The organism is Streptomyces sp. NPDC001709, from assembly GCF_053596375.1.
In genome coordinates this window covers 72,556-91,245 of sequence record NZ_JBSFGB010000016.1, presented here as the reverse complement: position 1 = coordinate 91,245, position 18,690 = coordinate 72,556, and the positions used below count along the sequence as shown (strand labels likewise).

The 18,690-nt window shown below is 70.7% G+C and carries 20 protein-coding genes; 7 read left to right on the top strand and 13 right to left on the bottom strand.

Annotated elements, in window-relative coordinates:
- Positions 1–41: 41 nt before the first annotated feature.
- From mqnE to ACWC0C_RS23615, 6 genes are all read right to left on the bottom strand, one after another.
- A complete protein-coding gene (mqnE, locus tag ACWC0C_RS23640; protein ID WP_449196401.1) occupies positions 42–1,205 on the bottom strand; it encodes an aminofutalosine synthase MqnE in 1,164 nt (387 codons plus the stop codon).
- Positions 1,206–1,246: 41 nt separating this feature from the next.
- Positions 1,247–1,702, bottom strand: coding sequence for an Lrp/AsnC family transcriptional regulator (locus ACWC0C_RS23635; protein ID WP_360746680.1), 456 nt, complete (start codon positions 1,700–1,702; stop codon positions 1,247–1,249).
- 63 nt (positions 1,703–1,765) lie between these two features.
- Complete coding sequence (locus tag ACWC0C_RS23630; protein ID WP_450865670.1) at positions 1,766–2,422, bottom strand: UbiX family flavin prenyltransferase; 657 nt, start codon at positions 2,420–2,422, stop codon at positions 1,766–1,768.
- Between the two features lie 153 nt (positions 2,423–2,575).
- On the bottom strand, positions 2,576–2,890 hold the full coding sequence (locus tag ACWC0C_RS23625; protein WP_450865668.1) for an SH3 domain-containing protein: 315 nt from the start codon (positions 2,888–2,890) through the stop codon (positions 2,576–2,578).
- 112 nt (positions 2,891–3,002) lie between these two features.
- On the bottom strand, positions 3,003–3,905 hold the full coding sequence (gene mqnP, locus ACWC0C_RS23620; RefSeq protein WP_450865666.1) for a menaquinone biosynthesis prenyltransferase MqnP: 903 nt from the start codon (positions 3,903–3,905) through the stop codon (positions 3,003–3,005).
- A complete protein-coding gene (locus ACWC0C_RS23615; protein ID WP_449196404.1) occupies positions 3,902–5,353 on the bottom strand; it encodes a menaquinone biosynthesis decarboxylase in 1,452 nt (483 codons plus the stop codon). The genes mqnP and ACWC0C_RS23615 overlap by 4 nt, the downstream gene beginning before the upstream one ends.
- Before the next feature lie 75 nt (positions 5,354–5,428).
- Here ACWC0C_RS23615 and ACWC0C_RS23610 point away from each other — a divergent pair, with 75 nt between their 5' ends.
- Together ACWC0C_RS23610 and ACWC0C_RS23605 are read left to right on the top strand one after the other, a co-directional pair.
- On the top strand, positions 5,429–5,716 hold the full coding sequence (locus ACWC0C_RS23610; RefSeq protein WP_449196405.1) for a PLD nuclease N-terminal domain-containing protein: 288 nt from the start codon (positions 5,429–5,431) through the stop codon (positions 5,714–5,716).
- Positions 5,716–6,615 carry a LysR family transcriptional regulator gene (locus ACWC0C_RS23605; RefSeq protein WP_449196406.1) on the top strand — a complete coding sequence of 300 codons (900 nt, stop codon included), beginning with the start codon at positions 5,716–5,718 and terminating at the stop codon, positions 6,613–6,615. The genes ACWC0C_RS23610 and ACWC0C_RS23605 overlap by 1 nt, the downstream gene beginning before the upstream one ends.
- On the opposite strand, the gene ACWC0C_RS23600 is transcribed toward ACWC0C_RS23605, so the two are convergent.
- Both ACWC0C_RS23600 and ACWC0C_RS23595 read right to left on the bottom strand, forming a co-directional pair.
- Complete coding sequence (locus ACWC0C_RS23600; RefSeq protein ID WP_450865664.1) at positions 6,503–7,459, bottom strand: DMT family transporter; 957 nt, start codon at positions 7,457–7,459, stop codon at positions 6,503–6,505. The genes ACWC0C_RS23605 and ACWC0C_RS23600 overlap by 113 nt on opposite strands.
- Before the next feature lie 110 nt (positions 7,460–7,569).
- Positions 7,570–7,893 carry an ArsR/SmtB family transcription factor gene (locus ACWC0C_RS23595; protein WP_450865663.1) on the bottom strand — a complete coding sequence of 108 codons (324 nt, stop codon included), beginning with the start codon at positions 7,891–7,893 and terminating at the stop codon, positions 7,570–7,572.
- Between the two features lie 130 nt (positions 7,894–8,023).
- Between ACWC0C_RS23595 and ACWC0C_RS23590 the strand changes: the two genes are divergently transcribed.
- Positions 8,024–8,998 (top strand): quinone oxidoreductase family protein, encoded by a 975-nt coding sequence (locus tag ACWC0C_RS23590; protein ID WP_450865662.1) that lies wholly within the window; start codon positions 8,024–8,026, stop codon positions 8,996–8,998.
- 45 nt (positions 8,999–9,043) lie between these two features.
- Here ACWC0C_RS23590 and ACWC0C_RS23585 read toward each other — a convergent pair whose 3' ends face one another.
- Positions 9,044–10,930 carry a serine/threonine-protein kinase gene (locus tag ACWC0C_RS23585; protein ID WP_450865661.1) on the bottom strand — a complete coding sequence of 629 codons (1,887 nt, stop codon included), beginning with the start codon at positions 10,928–10,930 and terminating at the stop codon, positions 9,044–9,046.
- 15 nt (positions 10,931–10,945) lie between these two features.
- Positions 10,946–11,695 (bottom strand): LppU/SCO3897 family protein, encoded by a 750-nt coding sequence (locus ACWC0C_RS23580; RefSeq protein ID WP_450865660.1) that lies wholly within the window; start codon positions 11,693–11,695, stop codon positions 10,946–10,948.
- An 87-nt stretch (positions 11,696–11,782) separates the two neighbouring features.
- Between ACWC0C_RS23580 and ACWC0C_RS23575 the strand changes: the two genes are divergently transcribed.
- The 4 genes from ACWC0C_RS23575 to ACWC0C_RS23560 all read left to right on the top strand — a co-directional run bounded on the left by ACWC0C_RS23575 (position 11,783) and on the right by ACWC0C_RS23560 (position 15,462).
- On the top strand, positions 11,783–12,382 hold the full coding sequence (locus tag ACWC0C_RS23575) for a TetR/AcrR family transcriptional regulator (RefSeq protein ID WP_449196412.1): 600 nt from the start codon (positions 11,783–11,785) through the stop codon (positions 12,380–12,382).
- Between the two features lie 94 nt (positions 12,383–12,476).
- Positions 12,477–12,926, top strand: coding sequence for a nucleoside deaminase (locus tag ACWC0C_RS23570; RefSeq protein WP_450865658.1), 450 nt, complete (start codon positions 12,477–12,479; stop codon positions 12,924–12,926).
- Positions 12,907–13,884: an isopenicillin N synthase family dioxygenase gene (locus ACWC0C_RS23565; protein ID WP_449196414.1), complete on the top strand. Its 978-nt coding sequence runs from the start codon at positions 12,907–12,909 to the stop codon at positions 13,882–13,884. Before ACWC0C_RS23570 ends, ACWC0C_RS23565 begins: the two co-directional genes overlap by 20 nt.
- Positions 13,885–14,055: 171 nt before the next feature.
- On the top strand, positions 14,056–15,462 hold the full coding sequence (locus ACWC0C_RS23560) for a condensation domain-containing protein (RefSeq protein ID WP_450865657.1): 1,407 nt from the start codon (positions 14,056–14,058) through the stop codon (positions 15,460–15,462).
- A 15-nt stretch (positions 15,463–15,477) separates the two neighbouring features.
- Here the strand turns inward: ACWC0C_RS23560 and ACWC0C_RS23555 are convergent, their stop codons facing one another.
- The 3 genes from ACWC0C_RS23555 to resB are packed head-to-tail and all read right to left on the bottom strand — an operon-like array spanning position 15,478 to position 18,690.
- Positions 15,478–15,879, bottom strand: coding sequence for a hypothetical protein (locus tag ACWC0C_RS23555; protein WP_449196416.1), 402 nt, complete (start codon positions 15,877–15,879; stop codon positions 15,478–15,480).
- A gap of 25 nt (positions 15,880–15,904) precedes the next feature.
- Entirely contained in the window at positions 15,905–16,981 is a 1,077-nt protein-coding gene (gene ccsB, locus ACWC0C_RS23550) for a c-type cytochrome biogenesis protein CcsB (RefSeq protein WP_450865655.1), read from the bottom strand.
- Positions 16,978–18,690 (bottom strand): cytochrome c biogenesis protein ResB, encoded by a 1,713-nt coding sequence (resB, locus tag ACWC0C_RS23545; RefSeq protein WP_450865654.1) that lies wholly within the window; start codon positions 18,688–18,690, stop codon positions 16,978–16,980. The genes ccsB and resB overlap by 4 nt, the downstream gene beginning before the upstream one ends.

Below are 18,690 nucleotides of genomic sequence, written 5' to 3'. Positions count from 1 at the left end.
CCTCTTCACCAACCGAGTCGGGTGGTGGGTGGGCGAAGGCCTCACACCCGCATCGGCTGGGGGGACTCCCTGCGTGCCGGGTCGGGGCCCTCGTACTCGCGGATGATCTCGTACCGCGTGTTCCGCTCCACCGGGCGGAAACCAGCGTCGCGGATCAGCTCCAGCAGGTCCTCGCGGGTCAGCTTGTTCGGCGTGCCGAAGTTGTCCGCGTCGTGGGTGATCTTGTACTCGACGACCGAGCCGTCCATGTCGTCCGCGCCGTGCTGGAGGGCCAGCTGGGCGGTCTGCACGCCGTGCATCACCCAGAAGACCTTCACGTGCGGGACGTTGTCGAACAGCAGGCGGGAGACCGCGAAGGTCTTCAGCGCCTCCGCGCCGGTCGCCATCTGGGTGCGGGCCTGAAGGCGGTTGCGGATCTTGCCGTCCTTCATGTCCACGAAGTCGTGCTGGTAGCGCAGCGGGATGAAGACCTGGAAGCCGTTCGTCTCGTCCTGCAGTTCACGGAGCCTGAGGACGTGGTCGACCCGGTGCCTCGGCTCCTCGATGTGGCCGTAGAGCATGGTGGACGGGGTCTTCAGACCCTTCTCGTGCGCCAGGCGGTGGATGCGGGACCAGTCCTCCCAGTGGGTGCGGTGGTCCACGATGTGCTGCCGGACCTCCCAGTCGAAGATCTCGGCGCCGCCGCCGGTCAGCGACTCCAGACCGGCGTCGATCAGCTCGTCGAGGATCTCGGAGGCGGAGAGCCCGGAGATGGTCTCGAAGTGGTGGATCTCCGTGGCCGTGAAGGCCTTCAGGGAGACGTTCGGCAGGGCCGCCTTCAGCTCCCGCAGCGAGCGCGGGTAGTAGCGCCACGGCAGGTTCGGGTGCAGGCCGTTGACGATGTGCAGTTCGGTGAGGTTCTCCGACTCCATCGCCTTGGCGAGCTTGACGGCCTCCTCGATGCGCATCGTGTACGCGTCCTTCTCCCCCGGCTTGCGCTGGAAGGAGCAGTAGGCGCAGGAGGCCGTGCACACGTTGGTCATGTTCAGGTGCCGGTTGACGTTGAAGTGCACGACGTCGCCGTTCTTGCGGGTGCGCACCTCGTGGGCGAGGCCGCCGAGCCACGCCAGGTCGTCCGACTCGTACAGCGCGATGCCGTCCTCGCGGGTCAGCCGCTCACCGGAGCGGACCTTCTCCTCCAGCTCGCGCTTGAGCCCGACGTCCATGCCAACACGCCCTTTCTACGACAGCCCGACCAACGGTATCCCTAGACCTCTTCGGGCAGTTCTCCGACCCGGTTCTCCCACTTCGTGGACAGCACGATGGTGGTACGGGTCCGGGAGACGCCCTTGGTGCCGGACAGCCGCCGGATGATCCGCTCCAGGCCGTCCACGTCGGTGGCCCGCACCTTGAGCATGAAGGAGTCGTCGCCGGCGATGAACCAGCAGTCCTCGATCTCCGGCAGGTCCCTCAGGCGCTGGGCGACGTCCTCGTGGTCGGCGGCGTCGGAGAGCGAGATGCCGATCAGCGCGGTGACGCCGAGGCCGAGGGAGGCCGCGTTCACCGTGGCGCGGTAGCCGGTGATGACACCGGCCGCCTCCAGACGGTTGATGCGGTCGGTGACGCTGGGGCCCGACAGGCCGACGAGGCGTCCCAGCTCCGCGTAGGAGGCCCGGCCGTTCTCCCTCAGGGCCTGGATGAGCTGCCTGTCCACCGCGTCCATGCGATCGAAGCCTTCCGGTGAAAGTTCGTGAAGTGATGAGAGCTACTGCTTGGCTACTGCTGCCTACTGCTGATTGCCCGGTGAGCCGCCGCCCAGCTCGCCCTGCCAGCGGCGGTACAGGCCGTGCTCGACGCCCGCCGCGTCCAGCACCCGCCCGGCGACGAAGTCCACCAGGTCCTGAATGTGGGTGGCGCCGGCGTAGAAGCCGGGCGAGACCGGTACGACGGCGGCGCCGGCGTCGTCCAGCCTGACGAGGTGCCGCAGGGTCTGGCCGTTCAAGGGGGTCTCCCGTACGGCCACGATCAGCGTCCGGCGTTCCTTCAGGGTGACGCTCGCCGCACGCTGCAAGAGGTCCTTGGACAGTCCGAGGGCGACTCCGGCCACACAGGCGGTGGAGGCCGGCACGATGATCATCCCCTTCGCCGGGTACGACCCCGAGGACGGCCCGGCCGCGAGGTCGCCCGCGTTCCAGTACCGCACCGCGCTGATGTCGACGTCGAAGGTCCCGGGCTTGCCGTCGGCACCCCGGGCCAGCCATTCCCGCAGGTCGTCCTGCCAGTGGGCATCGCGGAACGAGATACCCGTCTCGTCCAGCAGGGTCAGCCGCGAGGCCCGGCTGACCACCAGGTCGACCGTCTCCCCCGCCTCCAGCAACGCCCGCAGCACGGCCGCCGCATACGGCGTCCCGGATGCACCGGACACCCCCACGATCCAAGGCACGCGCCGCGTTTCTCCTGCGTTCACACCTTGAGCGTACCGGTGGGCGGGACGTCGTTCAGGACCGGTCCGGCGTCTTCGGCTCCGCAAAGGCGTACGCCCGCCGGGGTGGCACCGGCCACTCCCGACGGGCGTTCGGTTCTTACGGCAGACGCGTCACACCCATTGGAGGCAGGCGGCGACGACGTAGCCCTTGGCGCCCTTCCACTTGACCGGGTACCAGAGGCGCTCCTTCACCCCGCAGGCCTTGTAGGTCGCGCCCGCCACATAAGACGTGTCGTTGGTCGTGATGACCGTGCCCTTGGGGATGACGCCCAGGGCAGTGGATTTGGCGGTCGGCTTCGCCCTCAGCGTGATCGACGCCAGCGTCCTGGACTTCGCCGGAGCGGCCGACGCCGCCGGAACCACCCCGGCCACCACACCGCCGACCAGCGCGACAACGGTCGCGACACGCGCAAGTTTCGTCACCATGAACCCCGTGTTCTTTTCTGTTGGTCGGTACAACTACCGTACGGACGGTAGCAACCGAAGATCAGCGGGGGCCTTCGGGGTGTGGCACCCGCACAGCCTCGACACACGCCCTCTACAAGGTCAGACCGCGCACCAGCAGGTCCAGCAGCGCGCACACGAACAGGGCGATCCCGATGAAGCCGTTGACGCTGAAGAACGCCCTGTTCAGACGGGACAGGTCGTGCGGCCGGACGATCGAGTGCTCGTAGAGGAACGCACCCGCGACGATCAGCAGGCCGAACCAGAAGAAGGCACCCGCGCCGGTGACGGCGGCGTACCAGACGAGCAGGGCCGTCGTGATCGTGTGGCAGGCCCGGGCGCCCCAGATCGCGGCCGGGATGCCGAAGCGGGCCGGGACCGACATGACGCCGGTCTCGCGGTCGGTCTCGACGTCCTGGCAGGCGTAGATCAGGTCGAAGCCGCCGATCCAGATACCGACGGCGAGGCCGAGGATCACCGCGTCCCAGTTCCAGGAGCCGGAGATGGCGAGCCAGCCGCCGACGGGGCCCATGGCCTGGGCGAGGCCGAGGATGGCCTGCGGGAAGTTCGTGAAGCGTTTGCCGTAGGGGTAGATCACCATCGGGATCACCGCCACCGGGGCCAGCGCCAGGCACAGCGGGTTCAGCAGGGCCGCCGCGCCCAGGAAGATCACCAGGGCGATCAGGGCGCCGGTCCAGGCGTGCCGGACCGACATCGCGCCGGTCACCAGCTCGCGGTGGGCCGTACGGGGGTTACGGGCGTCGATCTCGCGGTCGATGATCCGGTTGACCGCCATCGCGAACGTGCGCAGGCCGACCATGCAGACGGTGACCAGCAGCAGCCGGCCCCAGTGGATGCTCTTGTCCCACTCGTACATCGCCGTGAGGGAGGCGATGTAGGCGAAGGGGAGCGCGAAGATCGAGTGCTCGATCATCACCAGGCGCAGGAAGGCCTTGGTGCGTCCCGGCTGGGGGATCGCGGCAGAGGCGCTGCTCACAGGCCGTACTCCTTCCAGCGGCGGTCCACCAGGGCCGCCGTATCGGGGTCGGAGAGGACCATGTCCGGCCAGCCTCCGTCCCGCGTGTACCCCTCCTCCGGCCACTTCTTCGTGGCGTCGATCCCCGCCTTGCCGCCCCAGAACTGCTGGTAGGAGGCGTGGTCGAGATGGTCGACGGGGCCTTCGACGACGGTGAGGTCACGGGCGTAGTCGGTGTTACCGAGGGCCCGCCAGGCGACCTCGTGCAGATCGTGCACATCGCAGTCGGAGTCCACGACCACGATCAGCTTGGTCAGGGACATCATGTGGGCGCCCCAGATCGCGTGCATCACCTTCTGCGCGTGCTTGGGGTACTTCTTGTCGATCGAGACGATCGCGCAGTTGTGGAAGCCGCCGGCCTCGGGCAGGTGGTAGTCCACGATGTCCGGGACGATGATCTTCAGCAGCGGCAGGAAGAAGCGTTCCGTGGCGCGGCCGAGCGGGCCGTCCTCCGTCGGCGGGCGCCCGACCACGATCGACTGGAGCAGCGGGCGCTTCCGCATGGTCACGCAGTCGATCTTCAGCGCCGGGAAGGGTTCCTGCGGGGTGTAGAAGCCGGTGTGGTCGCCGAAGGGGCCCTCGGGCAGCATCTCGCCCGGCTCCAGCCAGCCCTCCAGGACGACCTCGGCGTTCGCCGGGACCTGGAGCGGGACCGTCTTGCAGTCGACCATCTCGATCCGCTTGCCCGCGATGAACCCCGCGAACAGGTACTCGTCGATGTCGCCGGGGAGCGGGGCGGTGGAGGCGTAGGTGACGGCCGGGGGGCAGCCGAAGGCGATGGCGACGGGCAGCCGCTCCCCCCTCCTGGCGGCCACCTGGTAGTGGTTCCGGCTGTCCTTGTGGATCTGCCAGTGCATGCCGATGGTGCGCTTGTCGTGGCGCTGCAGGCGGTACAGGCCCAGATTGCGGATACCGGTCTCGGGGTCCTTGGTGTGCGTGAGCCCCAGGTTGAAGAAGGAGCCGCCGTCCTGGGGCCAGGTGAAGAGGGCGGGCAGGCGGTCGAGGTCGACCTCGTCGCCGTGCAGGACGACCTCCTGCGCGGGAGCCTCTTTGACCTTCCTGGGCGGCACGTGGGTCATCGCGCCGAGCTTGCCGAAGGCCTCGCGGACGCCGACGAAGCCGTGCGGCAGCTCGGGCCGCAGCAGGCCGCCGATCTTCTCGGAGATCTCGCCGTACGACTTCAGGCCCAGCGCCTTCAGCAGGCGGCGGTCGGTGCCGAAGACGTTCATGGCGAGGGGCATCGCCGAGCCCTTCACGTTCTCGAAGAGCAGCGCCGGGCCGCCGGACTTCTGCACCCGGTCGACGATCTCCCCGACTTCCAGATAGGGGTCGACCTCGGCCTTGATGCGCTTGAGGTCGCCCTCGCGCTCCAGCGCCCGCAGCAGGGAGCGAAGATCGTCGTAAGCCATGTGTCCCAGTATCTGCCACCCGCTACCCTGGCCCGGTCACCGGGGCCGTCTCACTTCGTCGGGGGATCGCACGCCATGCTCAGGTATCTGCCGTTCCTGCTGGTACTGGCGCTGTGGATCTTTGCCTTCGTGGACTGCCTGAACACCCCCGAGGAAGAGGTGCGGCATCTGCCGAAGATCGCGTGGGTGGTCATCATCCTGCTCTTCGGCGAGGTGCTGGTCGGCCCGGTCGCCTGGCTGCTCACCGGCAAGGTGCGGCAGACCGCGCCGGCGGGGGGCGCCACGCCCGGGCGGTGGGTCGCCCCCGACGACAACCCCGAGTTCCTCAAGTCCCTGAACAAGGACGACCCCGAGAAGGGCTGATGGAACTCCGGCTGCTCGTCACCTTCGAGAAGGTCGCCGCCGTGCTGAGCTTCACCCAGGCCGCGGCCGAGCTGTCGTACGCGCAGTCCAGCGTGACCGGTCAGATCCGCGCCCTGGAGTCCTCCCTCGGCGTCGAGCTGTTCGACCGGCTCGGCAGCCGGATCCGGCTCACCGAGGCCGGTGAGCGGCTGCTGCCGTACGCCCGGCAGATCATCGAGCTGGCGGAAGAGGCCCGGGCGGCCGTCGTCGAGCCGGAGGAGCCCTCCGGCACCCTCACCGTCGGCACCATGGAGTCGCTCACCTCCTACCGGCTGCCGCCGCTGCTGGAGTACTTCCACCACCGCCACCCCAAGGTACGGCTGGCGCTGCGCACCACCATCGGCGACGAGACCCGGCAGGCGCTGCGTCAGGGCACGTACGACGTCGGGTTCCTGATGGAGGAGGAGACCGAGCACCCGGGCCTGGAGACCGCCGTGCTCGCGGTCGAGCCGCTGGCGCTCGTCGCGGCGCCCGGGCACGCCCTGGCCGGGGCGGCCGTCGCCACCTCCGACCTCGTGGCGCAGCCCCTGCTGGCCACCGAGCCGGGCTGCGCCTACCGGGACCTGTTCGAGCGGGAGCTGAAGTCCCTCGGGTCCCCCGGAGACGTCGGCTTCATGGAGTTCGGCACGATCGAGGCCACCAAGCGCGCGGCGGCGGCCGGCCTCGGTGTCTCGCTGCTGCCCGAGGTGACGGTCGCCGCCGAACTCGCGGAGGGCTCTCTCGTACGGCTCGCCTGGGAGCCGCCGTTCACGCTTCGGACGCAACTGGCGTGGCGGTCCGGGAAGCGGCTTCCGGCGCACGCCCGGCTGTTCGTGGAGCGGGCGCGGCGGCTGCTGTGCGAACAGGACGGGCGAGGCTGACCTTGAGGCTCGCCGTCACGATCAGCGGCACGCCCAGCGCCTGGACGAGCCCGATGTGGTGGCCGTAGACCAGCCAGTCCATCAGCATCGCCACGGCCGGGTAGACAAAGGCCAGTACGGCGATCTTCGCGGTCGGCAGCTTGGCGTACGCGGCGTACATCAGGACGTACATCACCCCGGTGTGGATCAGGCCGAGCCCGACGAGCCAGCCCCAGTCCCAGCCGGTCCCGCTCATCGCACCGAAGTCCGCGAAGGGGAGCAGCAGCGGGATGCCGACGAGGACCTGGACGAGGGCGATCAGGTGCGGGCGGACACCGGTGATCCGCTTGGTGACCAGGGTGGACAGGCCGTAGAGCAGGGCGGCGAGGAGGGCCTGGCCGATGCCGAGCAGGTACGAGCCGCCGCGCGCGAAGTCGCCGGGGGTGACGCCCGACACCAGGATCAGTCCGGCGAACGCGACGGCGATCCAGCCGACCTTCGCGGCGGTGAGCCGTTCGCGGAACAGCAGGGCGCCGAGGAGGACCACGTAGAAGGGCTGCGTGTGGTAGACGACCGTGGCGACCGAGATGGACGTGTTCTCGTACGACGAGAACAGCAGCACCCAGTTGAAGACGATGAACACCCCGCCCAGGACGGCGAGTCCGAGGGTGCGGCGGGTGAAGCCGTGGTCGCGCAGCCAGCCTCGGGCGGCGACATAGCCGCCCAGGGCGAGGGCGCCGAACAGGACGCGGAAGAAGACGACGTTGAAGGGTGAGGCACCCGACTCGACGACGAAGACGCCGAGCGTGCCGGAGAGCATCATGGCGGTGGTCAGCTGGGCGGTGCCCTTGAGTTCCGAGGTCATGGCCACGACGCTAGGACCAGGCCGGACATCGATCCACGGGCCAGTACGGGGTGTTGCCGATGGGCCCATCGGCGCCGCCGATACGGGCAGATCGCGGGCGCCCGGCCGGGTCAGTCACCCCTGAGGATCAGGTCCAGCAGCCCCGGGAAGCGGGCGTCGAACTCGGTCCGGCGCAGCCGGTTGACCCGCCGGGGGCCCTCGTCGCGCTGCTCCACCAGCCCGGCCCCGCGCAGCACCACGAAGTGGTGGCTGAGGGCGGCCTTGCCGACCGGCACGTCGAAGCTGCCGCAGCTGCGGGTCCAGTCGGGGGACCCGGCCAGCTCCCTGACCAGGGAGATGCGCACGGGGTCGGCGAGGGCGGCCAGCGCCGTGAGGACGGGCACGTCGTCGGGGTGGGTGTGCTCCGGGGCGGCCCGGTGACTGCCGGTGCTCACGTCACGCTCCCCTCCTCCACTTCCGCTTGCACTTCCACTCGCACTTCCGCTTGCCGAGTGTTCGATGAAAACCATACACTCACGAGTGTTCGCTTTCGATTGAACACTTGAGCCGAGTCAGGGGTGCGGCATGCGCGCTGTGGAGTTCCAGGAGTACGGCGGTCCCGAGGTGCTGCGGGTGGTGGCGACCGAGGCGCCCGAACCCGGACCCGGGCAGGTGAGCATCGACGTGGCCTACGCCGGCGTGAACTTCGCCGACCTCAAGGCCCGCGCGGAGGGCTACCGGGTGCCCGCGCTGCCGTACGTCCCGGGCGTGGAGGTCTCCGGCCGCGTCCGCGCGCTCGGCGCCGGGGTCACGGACCTCGCTGTCGGCCAGGAGGTGGTGGCGCTCACCGAGGGCGGCGCGTACGCGGAGGTGCTGGTGACCGAGGCCGCGACCGTCTTCCCGGTCCCCTCCGGCCTGGACCTGCGCACCGCCGCGACCCTGCCGGCGGTCCTGCCCACGGCGTACGCCCTCGTCCACACCGTCGGCCGGCTCCAGCCCGGCGAGTCGGTGCTCGTGCAGAGCGCGGCGGGCGGGATCGGCACGGCGGTCGGACAGCTCGCGCGGGCGGCGGGCGCCGGGGCGGTGTACGGCGTGGTGTCCTCGGCCGCGAAGGCCGCCCACGCCAAGAACCACGGGTACGACGAGGTGTTCACCGGCGCCTTCCAGGAGCCGGTGCGCGAGGCGACCGGCGGACGCGGCGTCGACCTGGTGCTGGACCCCGTCGGCGGCGACACCCTGCGCGCCGGACTCGCCTCGCTGGCGGTCTTCGGGCGCCTGGTCTCCTTCGGCAACGCGAGCGGGGCCGAGCCGTGGAGCGTGGGCCAGGCGGAGCTGGCACCGCTCGGCGTCTCGGTCTCCGGCTTCTCCATCCTCACCCTCACCACGTCCGCGCCGGACACCCTGCGCCGGCTGGTGGAGCAGGCGTTCGCGAAGGCGGTCGACGGGACGGTGACACTGCCGGTGACGGCCGAGTTCGCCCTCGCGGACGCGGCGGAGGCGCACCGGCTGATGGGCGGACGGACGAGCACGGGGAAGCTGCTGCTGCGCGTGACCGACTGAGTCGGCGTCAACTGTCAGCCCCGGCACCGCCGGACGGCGGCGGCCTCAGGTCCGGGCCCAGCTCTGCGAGGACGCCCCCGATGTGCAGGTCGCCTCGGCCACGCCGCCTCCGAAGGCGAGGTCGAGGCAGCCGCCGTCGTAGACCGTGCGCAGGGAGTTGCCGGAGCCCGTCGTCCAGCGCAGGTTGCTGCCGCCCTGCGAGCAGTCGCCGACGAAGACGGCCTGGCCGTTGCCGTTGGCGCTCAGGCAGGCGCCGGTCGAGACGTTGACGACCTTGACGGTGCCGCCGGCGGCGCTGCGGAAGGTCCAGCGGGCCGAGGAGTCCGAGCAACTGCCGAGGCCGGTGGAGCCGTAGACCTGGATCAGGCACTTGCCGTTCTCGCCGTTCTTCAGCCGGAAGGCGTCGGAATCGGTGCCGCCGCTCCCGGTCGGCCCACCGCTGCTCGAACCACCGGCGCCGGACCCACCGCCGCTACTGGAGCCACCCGAGCTGCTGGAACCGCCGGAGCTGCCCGAGCTGCCGGAGCTACCCGACCCGCCGGAGCCGCCCGAGCTGCCGGTTCCGGAGCCGGAGCTGGTGCTGCCGCTGCCGCCTCCACTCCCGCCGCTCCCTCCGCTCCCTCCGCTCCTGGCCTTCGAGTCCCCCTTGCCCCGCTGATTCTTCTCACCGGCCGGTGTGGCGGAGCCCTTCTTGCCCGGCTCGGCCGTCCCGGAGGGGCTCCCCGAGGAGTGGCCGGGCCCGGGGGCGGCCGGCGCGGAGACGGAGGATCCCGGAGTGCCGGCGGCGTCGCTCCGGTGGGTGTCGGTGGCGTACGGGGCCAGCTGAAACGCGAGGGTCGCGACACCGGCGCCGACCACGACCGGCACGACAGCCACCAGCACGCGCCTGCGGCCCCGCTCCCGCTCCGGCCGGCGCTTGGAGGGCCCCACGACGATCTCGGGCTCGGGCCGACCGTCCCCCTCCGTCCCCTCGGTCCCCTCCGTCCCCTCTGCCTCCTCGGCCGGGCCGGGCTCCGGTACCGCCGACGCGAACTCGGCGCGTGCGGTGAGGTGTTCGGTGATGGCGGGCGGCCATGGCGAGGAGCCGGGAGACGGGACGTGGCCGGCGGTCAGGTTCAGGAGTTCGGGCGCGGTGGGGCGGCCTTCGGGGTCCTTGTCCAGACAGGAGGCGACGACCGACGCCAACTCCGGGTCCACCGCGCGCAGTTCCGCCAGGTCGGGCTGCTCGTGGACGATCCGGTACAGCACCCCGTGGCCGGACTCGTCACCGAACGGCGGCCGCCCGGACCCGGCGTACGCCACCACGGACCCGAGCGCGAAGACGTCCACCGCGCCGGTCAACCGCCGCGCACCCGAGGCCTGTTCCGGTGACATGTAGGCGGGGGTGCCGACCACCATGCCGGTCCGGGTCAGCTGGCTCTGCTCGGCGGCCCGGGCGACCCCGAAGTCGATGAGGGTGACCCCGTCGAGGGTCAGCATGACGTTGGACGGCTTGACGTCCCGGTGCACCATGCCCAGCCCGTGCACCGCCGCGAGACCCGCCGCCGCCTCCCGCAGCAGCCGCCACAGCGACGCGGCCGGCAGCGGCCCGCCGTGCGCCTCGACGGCCTCGCGCAGGGTCAGCCCGGGGACGTACGCGGTGGCGAACCACGGTGGCCGGGCGTCCCGGTCCCCGGCGAGCAGGGGTGCGGTGGCCCCGGCGGGCAGCCGGGAGAGGTTGTCCAGTTCGTGCCCGAAGCGACGGACGAAGTCCTTGTCCTCGCCGACGACCGACGGCAGGACCTGTTTGACGGCGGCGTACCGCCCCTCGTGCACACCGAGGTAGACCCGCCCCATGCCGCCGGCCCCGAGCCGGCCGACGAGCGGGATCGGTCCGATCCGCCGGGGGTCGTCCTCCTCCAGCGGCTCGACCCAGTCGTGTTCCCCGTTCAAGTCTTTCCCCCTGCTTCAGCGTGCGTAGGACCCGAGGCCCACCAGACAGTAGACGTACTCGTTCACCGTCGCCCCGTTGATCGTGTAGCGCGAGGAGAAGGCGTACTCGGTCCGGGGGTTGTCGTTGCAGCGGCTCATGTCCGAGGTCAGCGGAATCGTCTCGATCACCTTGTAGTGCGCGTCGGACGCGGAGCAGGACACCTCCTCCACACCGCTGACGGACTGGGCGGTGGTGGAGTTCGGCAGGGTGCCGTTGAGGCAGGTGCCCGAGGTGTAGGGGCTCGGGTCCGGGGTGGAGCCGCCGTAGGGGTCGCCGGTGCCGTACGACGGATCGCTGCTGTACGGATCGCTGCTGTACGGGTCGCTGGTGTACGGCTCGTCGGTCGCCGTGGCGGTCGGGTACGACGGCGAGTACGACGACGATCCGGCCGCGTCGTCGGAGGAACCGCCGCTGCCACCGCCCTGATGGGTGAGCACCAGCAGTAACACGACGACGGCGATGACACCGAGCACGCCCAGGCAGGCGAGCCCCTGCTTCTTCCCGGCCGGGGCCGGTCCGGTGCCGGCCGGCGTGACACGGATCCGCAGGCGCACCTCGCCGTCGGCGGTGCGCAGCCGTACGAGGTCGCCGTCGCGGACCGGCGGTATGCGGACCGGCGGTACGCCCGTGCTCGCCGGCAGCCTGAGGACCGTACCGGAGGCGGCTTGCTGTGGGGTGAGGGAGACGGGGATCTCGGGGATTCCGGGGTTCTCGGGTGACGACACCAGCCGCTCCTGGATGTGAGGATGAGGCAACCAGTGTGGGCCAACTGCCCACAGAACTAAAATATCTTTCTAGAAAAGTAATTCAGAATGAGCCCCAAGCAGCAGCGTGGCGAGGCCACGGTCGAACAGCTCCTGGACGCCGCACTGCGGGTGTACGCCGAGTCGGGTGAGCAGGGGCTGACGGTCGCGGCGGTCACCCGGGCGAGCGGGGTCAGCCTCGGCAGCCTGTACCACCACTTCGGCAGCGTCGACGGGCTGATGAACGCCCTGCTGACGCGGTGGCTCGGCCGGCTGCTGGGCGAGCTGGTCGCGGCGCTGGAGCACACCCGTACCGCCCACACCGGTATTCGTGCCCTCGTCGGGGCCTACCTGAACTTCGTCCAGGAGCACCGGGACGCCGCGCTGCTCCTGCACTCCTCCTATGCCGACCGGCGCGGAATGACCGAGGGCCGGCAGCTCCGGGACGCCCAGGAGGCCCGCCTGTCGCCGCTGGCGGAGTGGGCGGCCCGGTACGTGGCCTCCGGCGCCCTCGCCCCCCTCCCGGCCCCGCTGCTGGAGTCCCTCATCCTCGGCCCCGTGATCGGGATCGCGCGGCGATGGCTGGCCGGGTTCGACGACGTCGACCTTGATCAGGCGGCGGTGCTGCTGCCGGAGCGGATCTGGCGGTCGGTGGCGGCGGAGGGCTGAGCGCCGTGGGGGCCTGCCCGATGCGCCCCGCCCGCGCCGGCCGGCGCCCCCACCCCCCGTTGCCCCGCACTCCCCCGCACAGCACAGTAAAGCCATGGACGAACAACAGGCCCGCGCCTGGCTCGCCACCGCCCTGGACGAGGCCCGCGCGGGACTTGCCGAGGGCGGGATCCCGATCGGCGCCGCGCTCTACGGCCGCGACGGCACCCTCCTCGGCCGCGGCCGCAACCGCCGGGTCCAGGACGGCGACCCCTCGGCCCACGCGGAGACGGCCGCCTTCCGCGCGGCGGGCCGGCAGCGCACGTACCGCGGCACGACCATGGTCACCACGCTCTCCCCGTGCTGGTACTGCAGCGGCCTGGTCCGTCAGTTCGGGATCTCCCGGGTGGTGGTCGGCGAGGCCGCCACCTTCCACGGCGGCCACGACTGGCTCGCCGGACACGGCGTGGAGATCGTCCTGCTCGACGACCCCGCGTGCGTGGCCCTGATGACGGACTTCGTCAAGGACAACCCGGAGCTGTGGAATGAGGACATCGGTGAGTGAGTCGCGCGTTCCGACCATTGATCTGCGGCCCTGGCCCGGCGGTGGCGAGGAGGACCGCGCCGCCCTCGCGCGTACCGTTGACCAGGCCCTGCAGTCCGCCGGGTTTCTGCTGGTCACCGGGCATGGTGTGGAGCCGGGGCTGCGGGCCGGTATCCGGGCGGCCGCCCGGGAGTTCTTTCTGCTGCCCGCCGAGGTCAAGCGGGCCTACGAGGCCAAGGTCGGCGGTCGCGGCTGGCTCGGGCCCGGTGCCGAGGCCAACGGGTACGCGGAGGGCACCGAGACGCCGCCCGATCTGAAGGAGTCGCTCACGTTCGCGACGGACGAGCCCTTCGACGATCCCGTCGTGAACGCGCAGTGGTACGCGCCCAACGTGTGGCCCGCCGAGGTGCCCGCACTCCGCACCCTCTGCACGACATACCTGTCGCACATGGCCGCGCTGGAGAGGCGGCTGCTGTCGCTGCTGGGATACGCCCTCGGACTCGAACCCGACTTCTTCTCCCGGCACATGGACCATCCGACGTACGGCTTCAACATCAACTGGTATCCGGGGACGGACGTCGTCGGCGAGCCGCTGCCGGGGCAGTTCCGGATCGGGCCGCACACCGACTTCGGGACCGTGACCGTCCTGGACCGGCAGGCAGGGAAGGGCGGCCTCCAGGTGTACACCGAGGAGGGGGGCTGGGAGGACGCGCCGTACGACCCGGACGCCTTCACCATCAACGTCGGTGACCTGCTGGCCCGTTGGACCGGCGACCGGTGGCGGTCCGGGCGGCACCGGGTGCTGCCGCCGCCCGTCGACGAGCCCGCCGAGGAGCTGATCTCGCTCGTGTACTTCGGCGAGTGCACCCCGGGCACCCGGGTGGAGTCCGTGCCGGCGCCGGTGGGCCGGGTGGCGTACCCGCCGGTCGACTCGCATGTGTACCTGCGCGAGAAGCTCGACTCGATCACCGTCGGGTGAACCCCCGGGCGCACCGGACCTCGCCGCGTCACCGTCGGTTGTCCACTTCCGCGTTCGGACTGCCACCCGATCCGTTGAAATGAACTCGCCGGGCATGTCCCGCCCGCGTCCCACGGCATTGCCTTGAAGGGGGCCCGCAACCAGGGCCCCTTTCCTTGCGATGGGAGACGCGTGCGAATCACTGACATCCAGCGCTGCGAGGTCCGGCCGGGACGGCTCGTCGAGTGGACACTGAGCCCGGCGACCGTGGCGGCGGCGACGGCGCTCCCGGACGACTCCCGGCCGCCCGCCTACATCCAGGAGTCGCACATCCGGACCGCCAAGTGCGTCCGGGAGGACGGGCTGTTCGTGCCGACCTGGCTGGGCACCGCCTTCGACCTGCCTGGCCCGGTCGACCTCGATGTGCTGCAGGGTGCGCTGCGCGCCTGGACGGTGCGGCACGAGACGCTGCGCAGCGGCTTCCGCTGGGAGAACGACACCCTGCGCCGGTTCACCCTCGACGCCGCCGATGTGTCCCTGCACCGGGAGGACGCGGGCGACTTCCCGGACGCGGACGAGCTGGTACGGCACCTCCAGGACCGTTTCGACACGGTCGCGGACGCGCTGCGCTGGCCGAACCTGATCTACACGGCGGTCGTACGGGACGACGGCGCCAGCGTGTACCTGGCCTTCGACCACAGCAACGTCGACGCCTACTCGCTGCAGCGGATCCCCGCCGAGGTGCACGAGCTGTACACGCAGGGCCTGGCCGGCACAAAGCCCGGCTCCCTCGCCCCGGCGGCCAGCTACGTCGACTTCTGCGAGATCGAGCGGGCCGACGCGGACGGCATCGACGGCCGGCACGCGATCGTCGGCCGCTGGCGCGAGTTCATCCGGCGCTGCGACGGCGTGCTGCCGGGTTTCCCGGTCGATCTGGGCCTGGAGCCGGGTGGGCCGCTGCCGAGGCAGCGGATGCTGTGCGAGCCGCTGGCGGACGCGGACGAGGCGGCGGCGTTCGAGGCGTACTGCAGGCCGTACGGCGGCAGTCTGGTCGGCCTGCTGGCCGCGACGGGGCTGATCGTGCACGAGTTGGGCGGGCAGCCGGTGTACCGGACGGTGGTGCCGTTCCACACCCGGGTGAAGTCGCGGTGGAGCGACTCGGTGGGCTGGTACGTGGGCGGTGCCCCGATCGAGGTCCCGGTCGGCCCTGCGAAGGGCTTCCCGGACACCCTGCGGGCGGTGCGCGCCGAGCTGCAGGCCAACCGGTCGCTGGCCCGGATGCCGCTGGCCCGGGTGCTGAGCCTGCTCGGCGCGGACTTCCGGCCGACCTCGCCGGACCTGTACTCGATCGTCTCCTACGTCGACACCCGGGCCATCCCCGGCGCCGGACGCTGGGCCGAGCAGCGGGCGCACGCACTGCTGCGGGTGTCGTACGGCGACCAGGTGTGCGTGTGGGTGAACCGGCTGCCGGAGGGGCTGTGGCTGGCGAGCCGCTACCCGGACACGGACGTGGCGGCGAAGAACCTGCGGCTGTACGTCGAGCGGCTGCGCGACCGGATCGCCTCGGTGGCCCACGGCAGCCTGTCCGCGGTGTGCTGACCCAGGAACGCCCGCCTAGGAACGCCCCAGCTGTTCGATAAGGCGTTCGAATCTGATCCGCCAGGCGGACTCCGAGTCGCTCTCGCCCTGGAACTCGCGGGTGAAGCGCAGCACGCTGGCCGTTCCCCCGTCCCGCTCCAGATGGAACCGGATCCGCCCGCCGCCCTCCAGGCTGTACTCCGCGACCCGGTCCACGTCCCAGGCCGTGACCCGGCCGGTGCCCAGCTCGCCCAGGACGACCGTGCCGTCGAGCCGGGGTTCGAGAACGGCGACGGCGGTGCACCATCCCGTGAGTCCCTCGCGGGTGGCCACCGCCGGCCAGACGTCTTCCATGGACCTCGGGAGCCGCACCAGGAAGTGGAGTATGTGCGTGTTCCCGTGGGTCTGGCTGGTGCCCTGTGCGATGGAACCGCTCATGACACCAGTGTGGGCGACCCTCCGCTCACACGCCCGCGTAGGAGTGCTTGCCGCTGACGAAGATGTTGACGCCGTAGTAGTTGAACAGCCAGCAGCCGAAGGCGAGCATCGCCAGGTAGGCGGCCTTGCGGCCCTTCCAGCCGGCCGTCGCGCGGGCGTGCAGGTAGCAGGCGTAGGCGACCCAGGTGATGAAGGACCAGGTCTCCTTCGGGTCCCAGTTCCAGTAGCGGCCCCAGGCGTCGCCCGCCCAGATCGCGCCCGCGATGATCGTGAACGTCCACAGCGGGAAGACGGCCGCGTTGACCCGGTAGGCGAACTTGTCGAGCGAGGCGGAGGCGGGCAGCCGCTCCAGCACCGAGGCGGCGAAGGCTCCGGGCTTGCCGCCGGTCTGGAGCTTGTTCTCGTAGGAGTCCTTGAACAGGTACAGGATCGTGGCGACCGCGCCGACGTAGAACACCGCGCCGCAGAAGATCGCGGTGGAGACGTGGATGTACAGCCAGTACGAGTGCAGCGCCGGGACCAGCTGGTCGCTCGCGGTGTACAGGACGGTGACGGCCAGGCCCAGGTCGAGCAGGACCGTGGTGATCAGGAACAGGCCGAGCCAGCGCACGTTCTTCTTCAGCGCCAGCAGCGCGAGGTACACGCCGACGGCGACCGTGGAGAAGGTGATGTTGAACTCGTACATGTTGCCCCACGGCGCCCGCTCCACGGAGGCCGCGCGGGCCACGACCCCGGCCAGCTCCACCAGGAAGGCGAGCACGGTGAGCGAGATGGCGATCCGCCCGTAGAGGTCGCCCTGCGCGTCCCCGCCGTGCGCACCGGGCCCGTCCGGCACATCGCGGGCACCGGAAGCCGAGCGGACGACGACCTTGGGCCGCTCCAGCACGGCGGTGCCGCCGGCCTGCCTGACGGTGACGGCGGGAGCCTTCGCGGAGGTCTCCGTGGTCAGCGCGGCGGCCGTACGGGCCACCTTGCTGCGGCTGCCGAAGAGCCACTCCGCGATGTAGGCGAAGAAGGCCAGGGTGTAGACGGCCATCGACGAGTAGATCAGCGTGTTGCTGATGCTCGCCAGGTGTTCGTTGGTTGCGGCGGCGAGAGTCACTTCTCAGCCCCTTCGGCAGGTACGACTGGTGTGTCGGGGGATTCTGCGGAGTCGTCGTCGGGTTCGGGTGCCCCCGGCGCCTGGTCGTAGAGGGTTCCGGCGAGGTCGCCCAGTTCCTCGGGCACCTTGGCGGACTCGCTGCGGCCGAGCCCGGCCATCTCGACGACCGTCACGCCGTCGGCGCCGCGCACCGCGCGCACCCACACCCGGCGCCGCTGGATGAACAGGGAGCCGGCCAGACCGAAGATCGCGGCGAGGGCACCGCCGAGCGCCCAGCCGCTGCCGGGCTCCTGGACGATCTCGAAGCCGGCCCACTCCTTGATGTCCTTCTCGAAGGTGATGGACCCGGCGCCGTTCGGCAGCGTCAGCGTGTCGCCCGGCTGGAGGAGCTTCTTCACCAGCTGGCCCTTGCTGTCCTTGAACGCCGTCATGTGCGTCTTGTCCAGCTGGTACACGTTCTGCGAGAGGCCCGCGTTCACGCCGCCGAGGTTGCCGTGGTAGGCGTTCACCGCGAGCAGCGGGTTCACCAGCGCCGGGAACCGCGAGAGCATCGTGCCGCTCTTCGCGTCGAAGGTCGGCACGAAGAAGGCCTGGAAGCCGAGCTGTTCCTTCTTGCCCTGCGGGTTGCGGTAGCCGTCGTAGACCTTCACCACACCGTTGGAGGTGACGTTGCCGTCGAGCGGCAGCAGCGGCACGGCGTCGTGGAAGACCTCCTTGCCCTTGCCGTCGCGGACGGTGATGACGGGCGCGTAGCCGTGGCTGACGAGGTAGACCTTGGCGTCGTCGATCTTCAGCGGCTGGTTGACCTCGATGGTGGCCGGCTGGTCCTTGCCGTACGCGCCCTTGCTGTAGTCGATCTTCGCCTCGAAGGTGCGCGGGGTGCCCCTGTTGGGGCCGTTGATCTCGTAGGTGGCCCTGAAGTCCTTCAGGTCGAAGCTGAACGGCACCAGGTCGTCGTTCTGGAACAGGGTGCCGGACTTGAAGTCGTCGTACTGCGGGAGCGTGTTGGCGAAGCCATCGCCCTCGACGACCAGCTTGGTGCCGTCCGACTTGAACAGCTGGCCGGAGGCGAAGGCGACCAGCAGCACGATCAGGGCGATGTGGAAGGCCAGGTTGCCCAGCTCGCGCAGATAGCCCTTCTCGGCGGCGACGGCGTCACCGGCGATGTGGGCGCGGAAGCGGCGCTTCTTCAGCAGCGCGACCGCGGCCTCGCGGACCTGCTCGGGGTCGGCGGTCGTACGCCACGTCGTGTACGCGGGCAGCCGGGTCAGCCGCTTGGGCGCGGCCGGCGGACGGCCGCGCAGCTGGCCGACGAACTGCCAGGTGCGCGGGACGATGCAGCCGATCAGGGAGACGAACAGCAGGATGTAGATCGCGGAGAACCACACCGAGCTGTAGACGTGGAACAGGCCGAGCTTGTCGTAGATCGGCGCGAGCGTCTTGTGGGCCTTGCGGAAGTCGTCGACCTTGTTCAGGTCGGCGCCGGTCTGCGGGATGAGCGAGCCGGGGATCGCGCCGAGCGAGAGCAGCAGGAGCAGCAGCAGCGCGACCCGCATGGAGGTGAGCTGCCGCCAGAACCAGCGGGCCCAGCCGATGACGCCGAGGCCGGGTGCGGCCGAGAGCTCCTCGGCCGGGGCGGTGGACAGCTGGGATCCGGCCGCGCCGAGGTCCTCCTGGTCCCGGCTCTTGTCGGTTTCGGTCTTGCTCAT

Coding starts and splice junctions, on each gene's coding strand:
- mqnE (WP_449196401.1), bottom strand. CDS start 1,205: ATGGACGTCGGGCTCAAGCGCGAGCTGGAGGAGAAGGTCCGCTCCGGT.
- ACWC0C_RS23635 (WP_360746680.1), bottom strand. CDS start 1,702: ATGGACGCGGTGGACAGGCAGCTCATCCAGGCCCTGAGGGAGAACGGC.
- ACWC0C_RS23625 (WP_450865668.1), bottom strand. CDS start 2,890: ATGGTGACGAAACTTGCGCGTGTCGCGACCGTTGTCGCGCTGGTCGGC.
- ACWC0C_RS23615 (WP_449196404.1), bottom strand. CDS start 5,353: ATGGCTTACGACGATCTTCGCTCCCTGCTGCGGGCGCTGGAGCGCGAG.
- ACWC0C_RS23610 (WP_449196405.1), top strand. CDS start 5,429: ATGCTCAGGTATCTGCCGTTCCTGCTGGTACTGGCGCTGTGGATCTTT.
- ACWC0C_RS23605 (WP_449196406.1), top strand. CDS start 5,716: ATGGAACTCCGGCTGCTCGTCACCTTCGAGAAGGTCGCCGCCGTGCTG.
- ACWC0C_RS23600 (WP_450865664.1), bottom strand. CDS start 7,459: ATGACCTCGGAACTCAAGGGCACCGCCCAGCTGACCACCGCCATGATG.
- ACWC0C_RS23590 (WP_450865662.1), top strand. CDS start 8,024: ATGCGCGCTGTGGAGTTCCAGGAGTACGGCGGTCCCGAGGTGCTGCGG.
- ACWC0C_RS23575 (WP_449196412.1), top strand. CDS start 11,783: ATGAGCCCCAAGCAGCAGCGTGGCGAGGCCACGGTCGAACAGCTCCTG.
- ACWC0C_RS23570 (WP_450865658.1), top strand. CDS start 12,477: ATGGACGAACAACAGGCCCGCGCCTGGCTCGCCACCGCCCTGGACGAG.
- ACWC0C_RS23565 (WP_449196414.1), top strand. CDS start 12,907: ATGAGGACATCGGTGAGTGAGTCGCGCGTTCCGACCATTGATCTGCGG.
- ACWC0C_RS23555 (WP_449196416.1), bottom strand. CDS start 15,879: ATGAGCGGTTCCATCGCACAGGGCACCAGCCAGACCCACGGGAACACG.
- resB (WP_450865654.1), bottom strand. CDS start 18,690: ATGAGCAAGACCGAAACCGACAAGAGCCGGGACCAGGAGGACCTCGGC.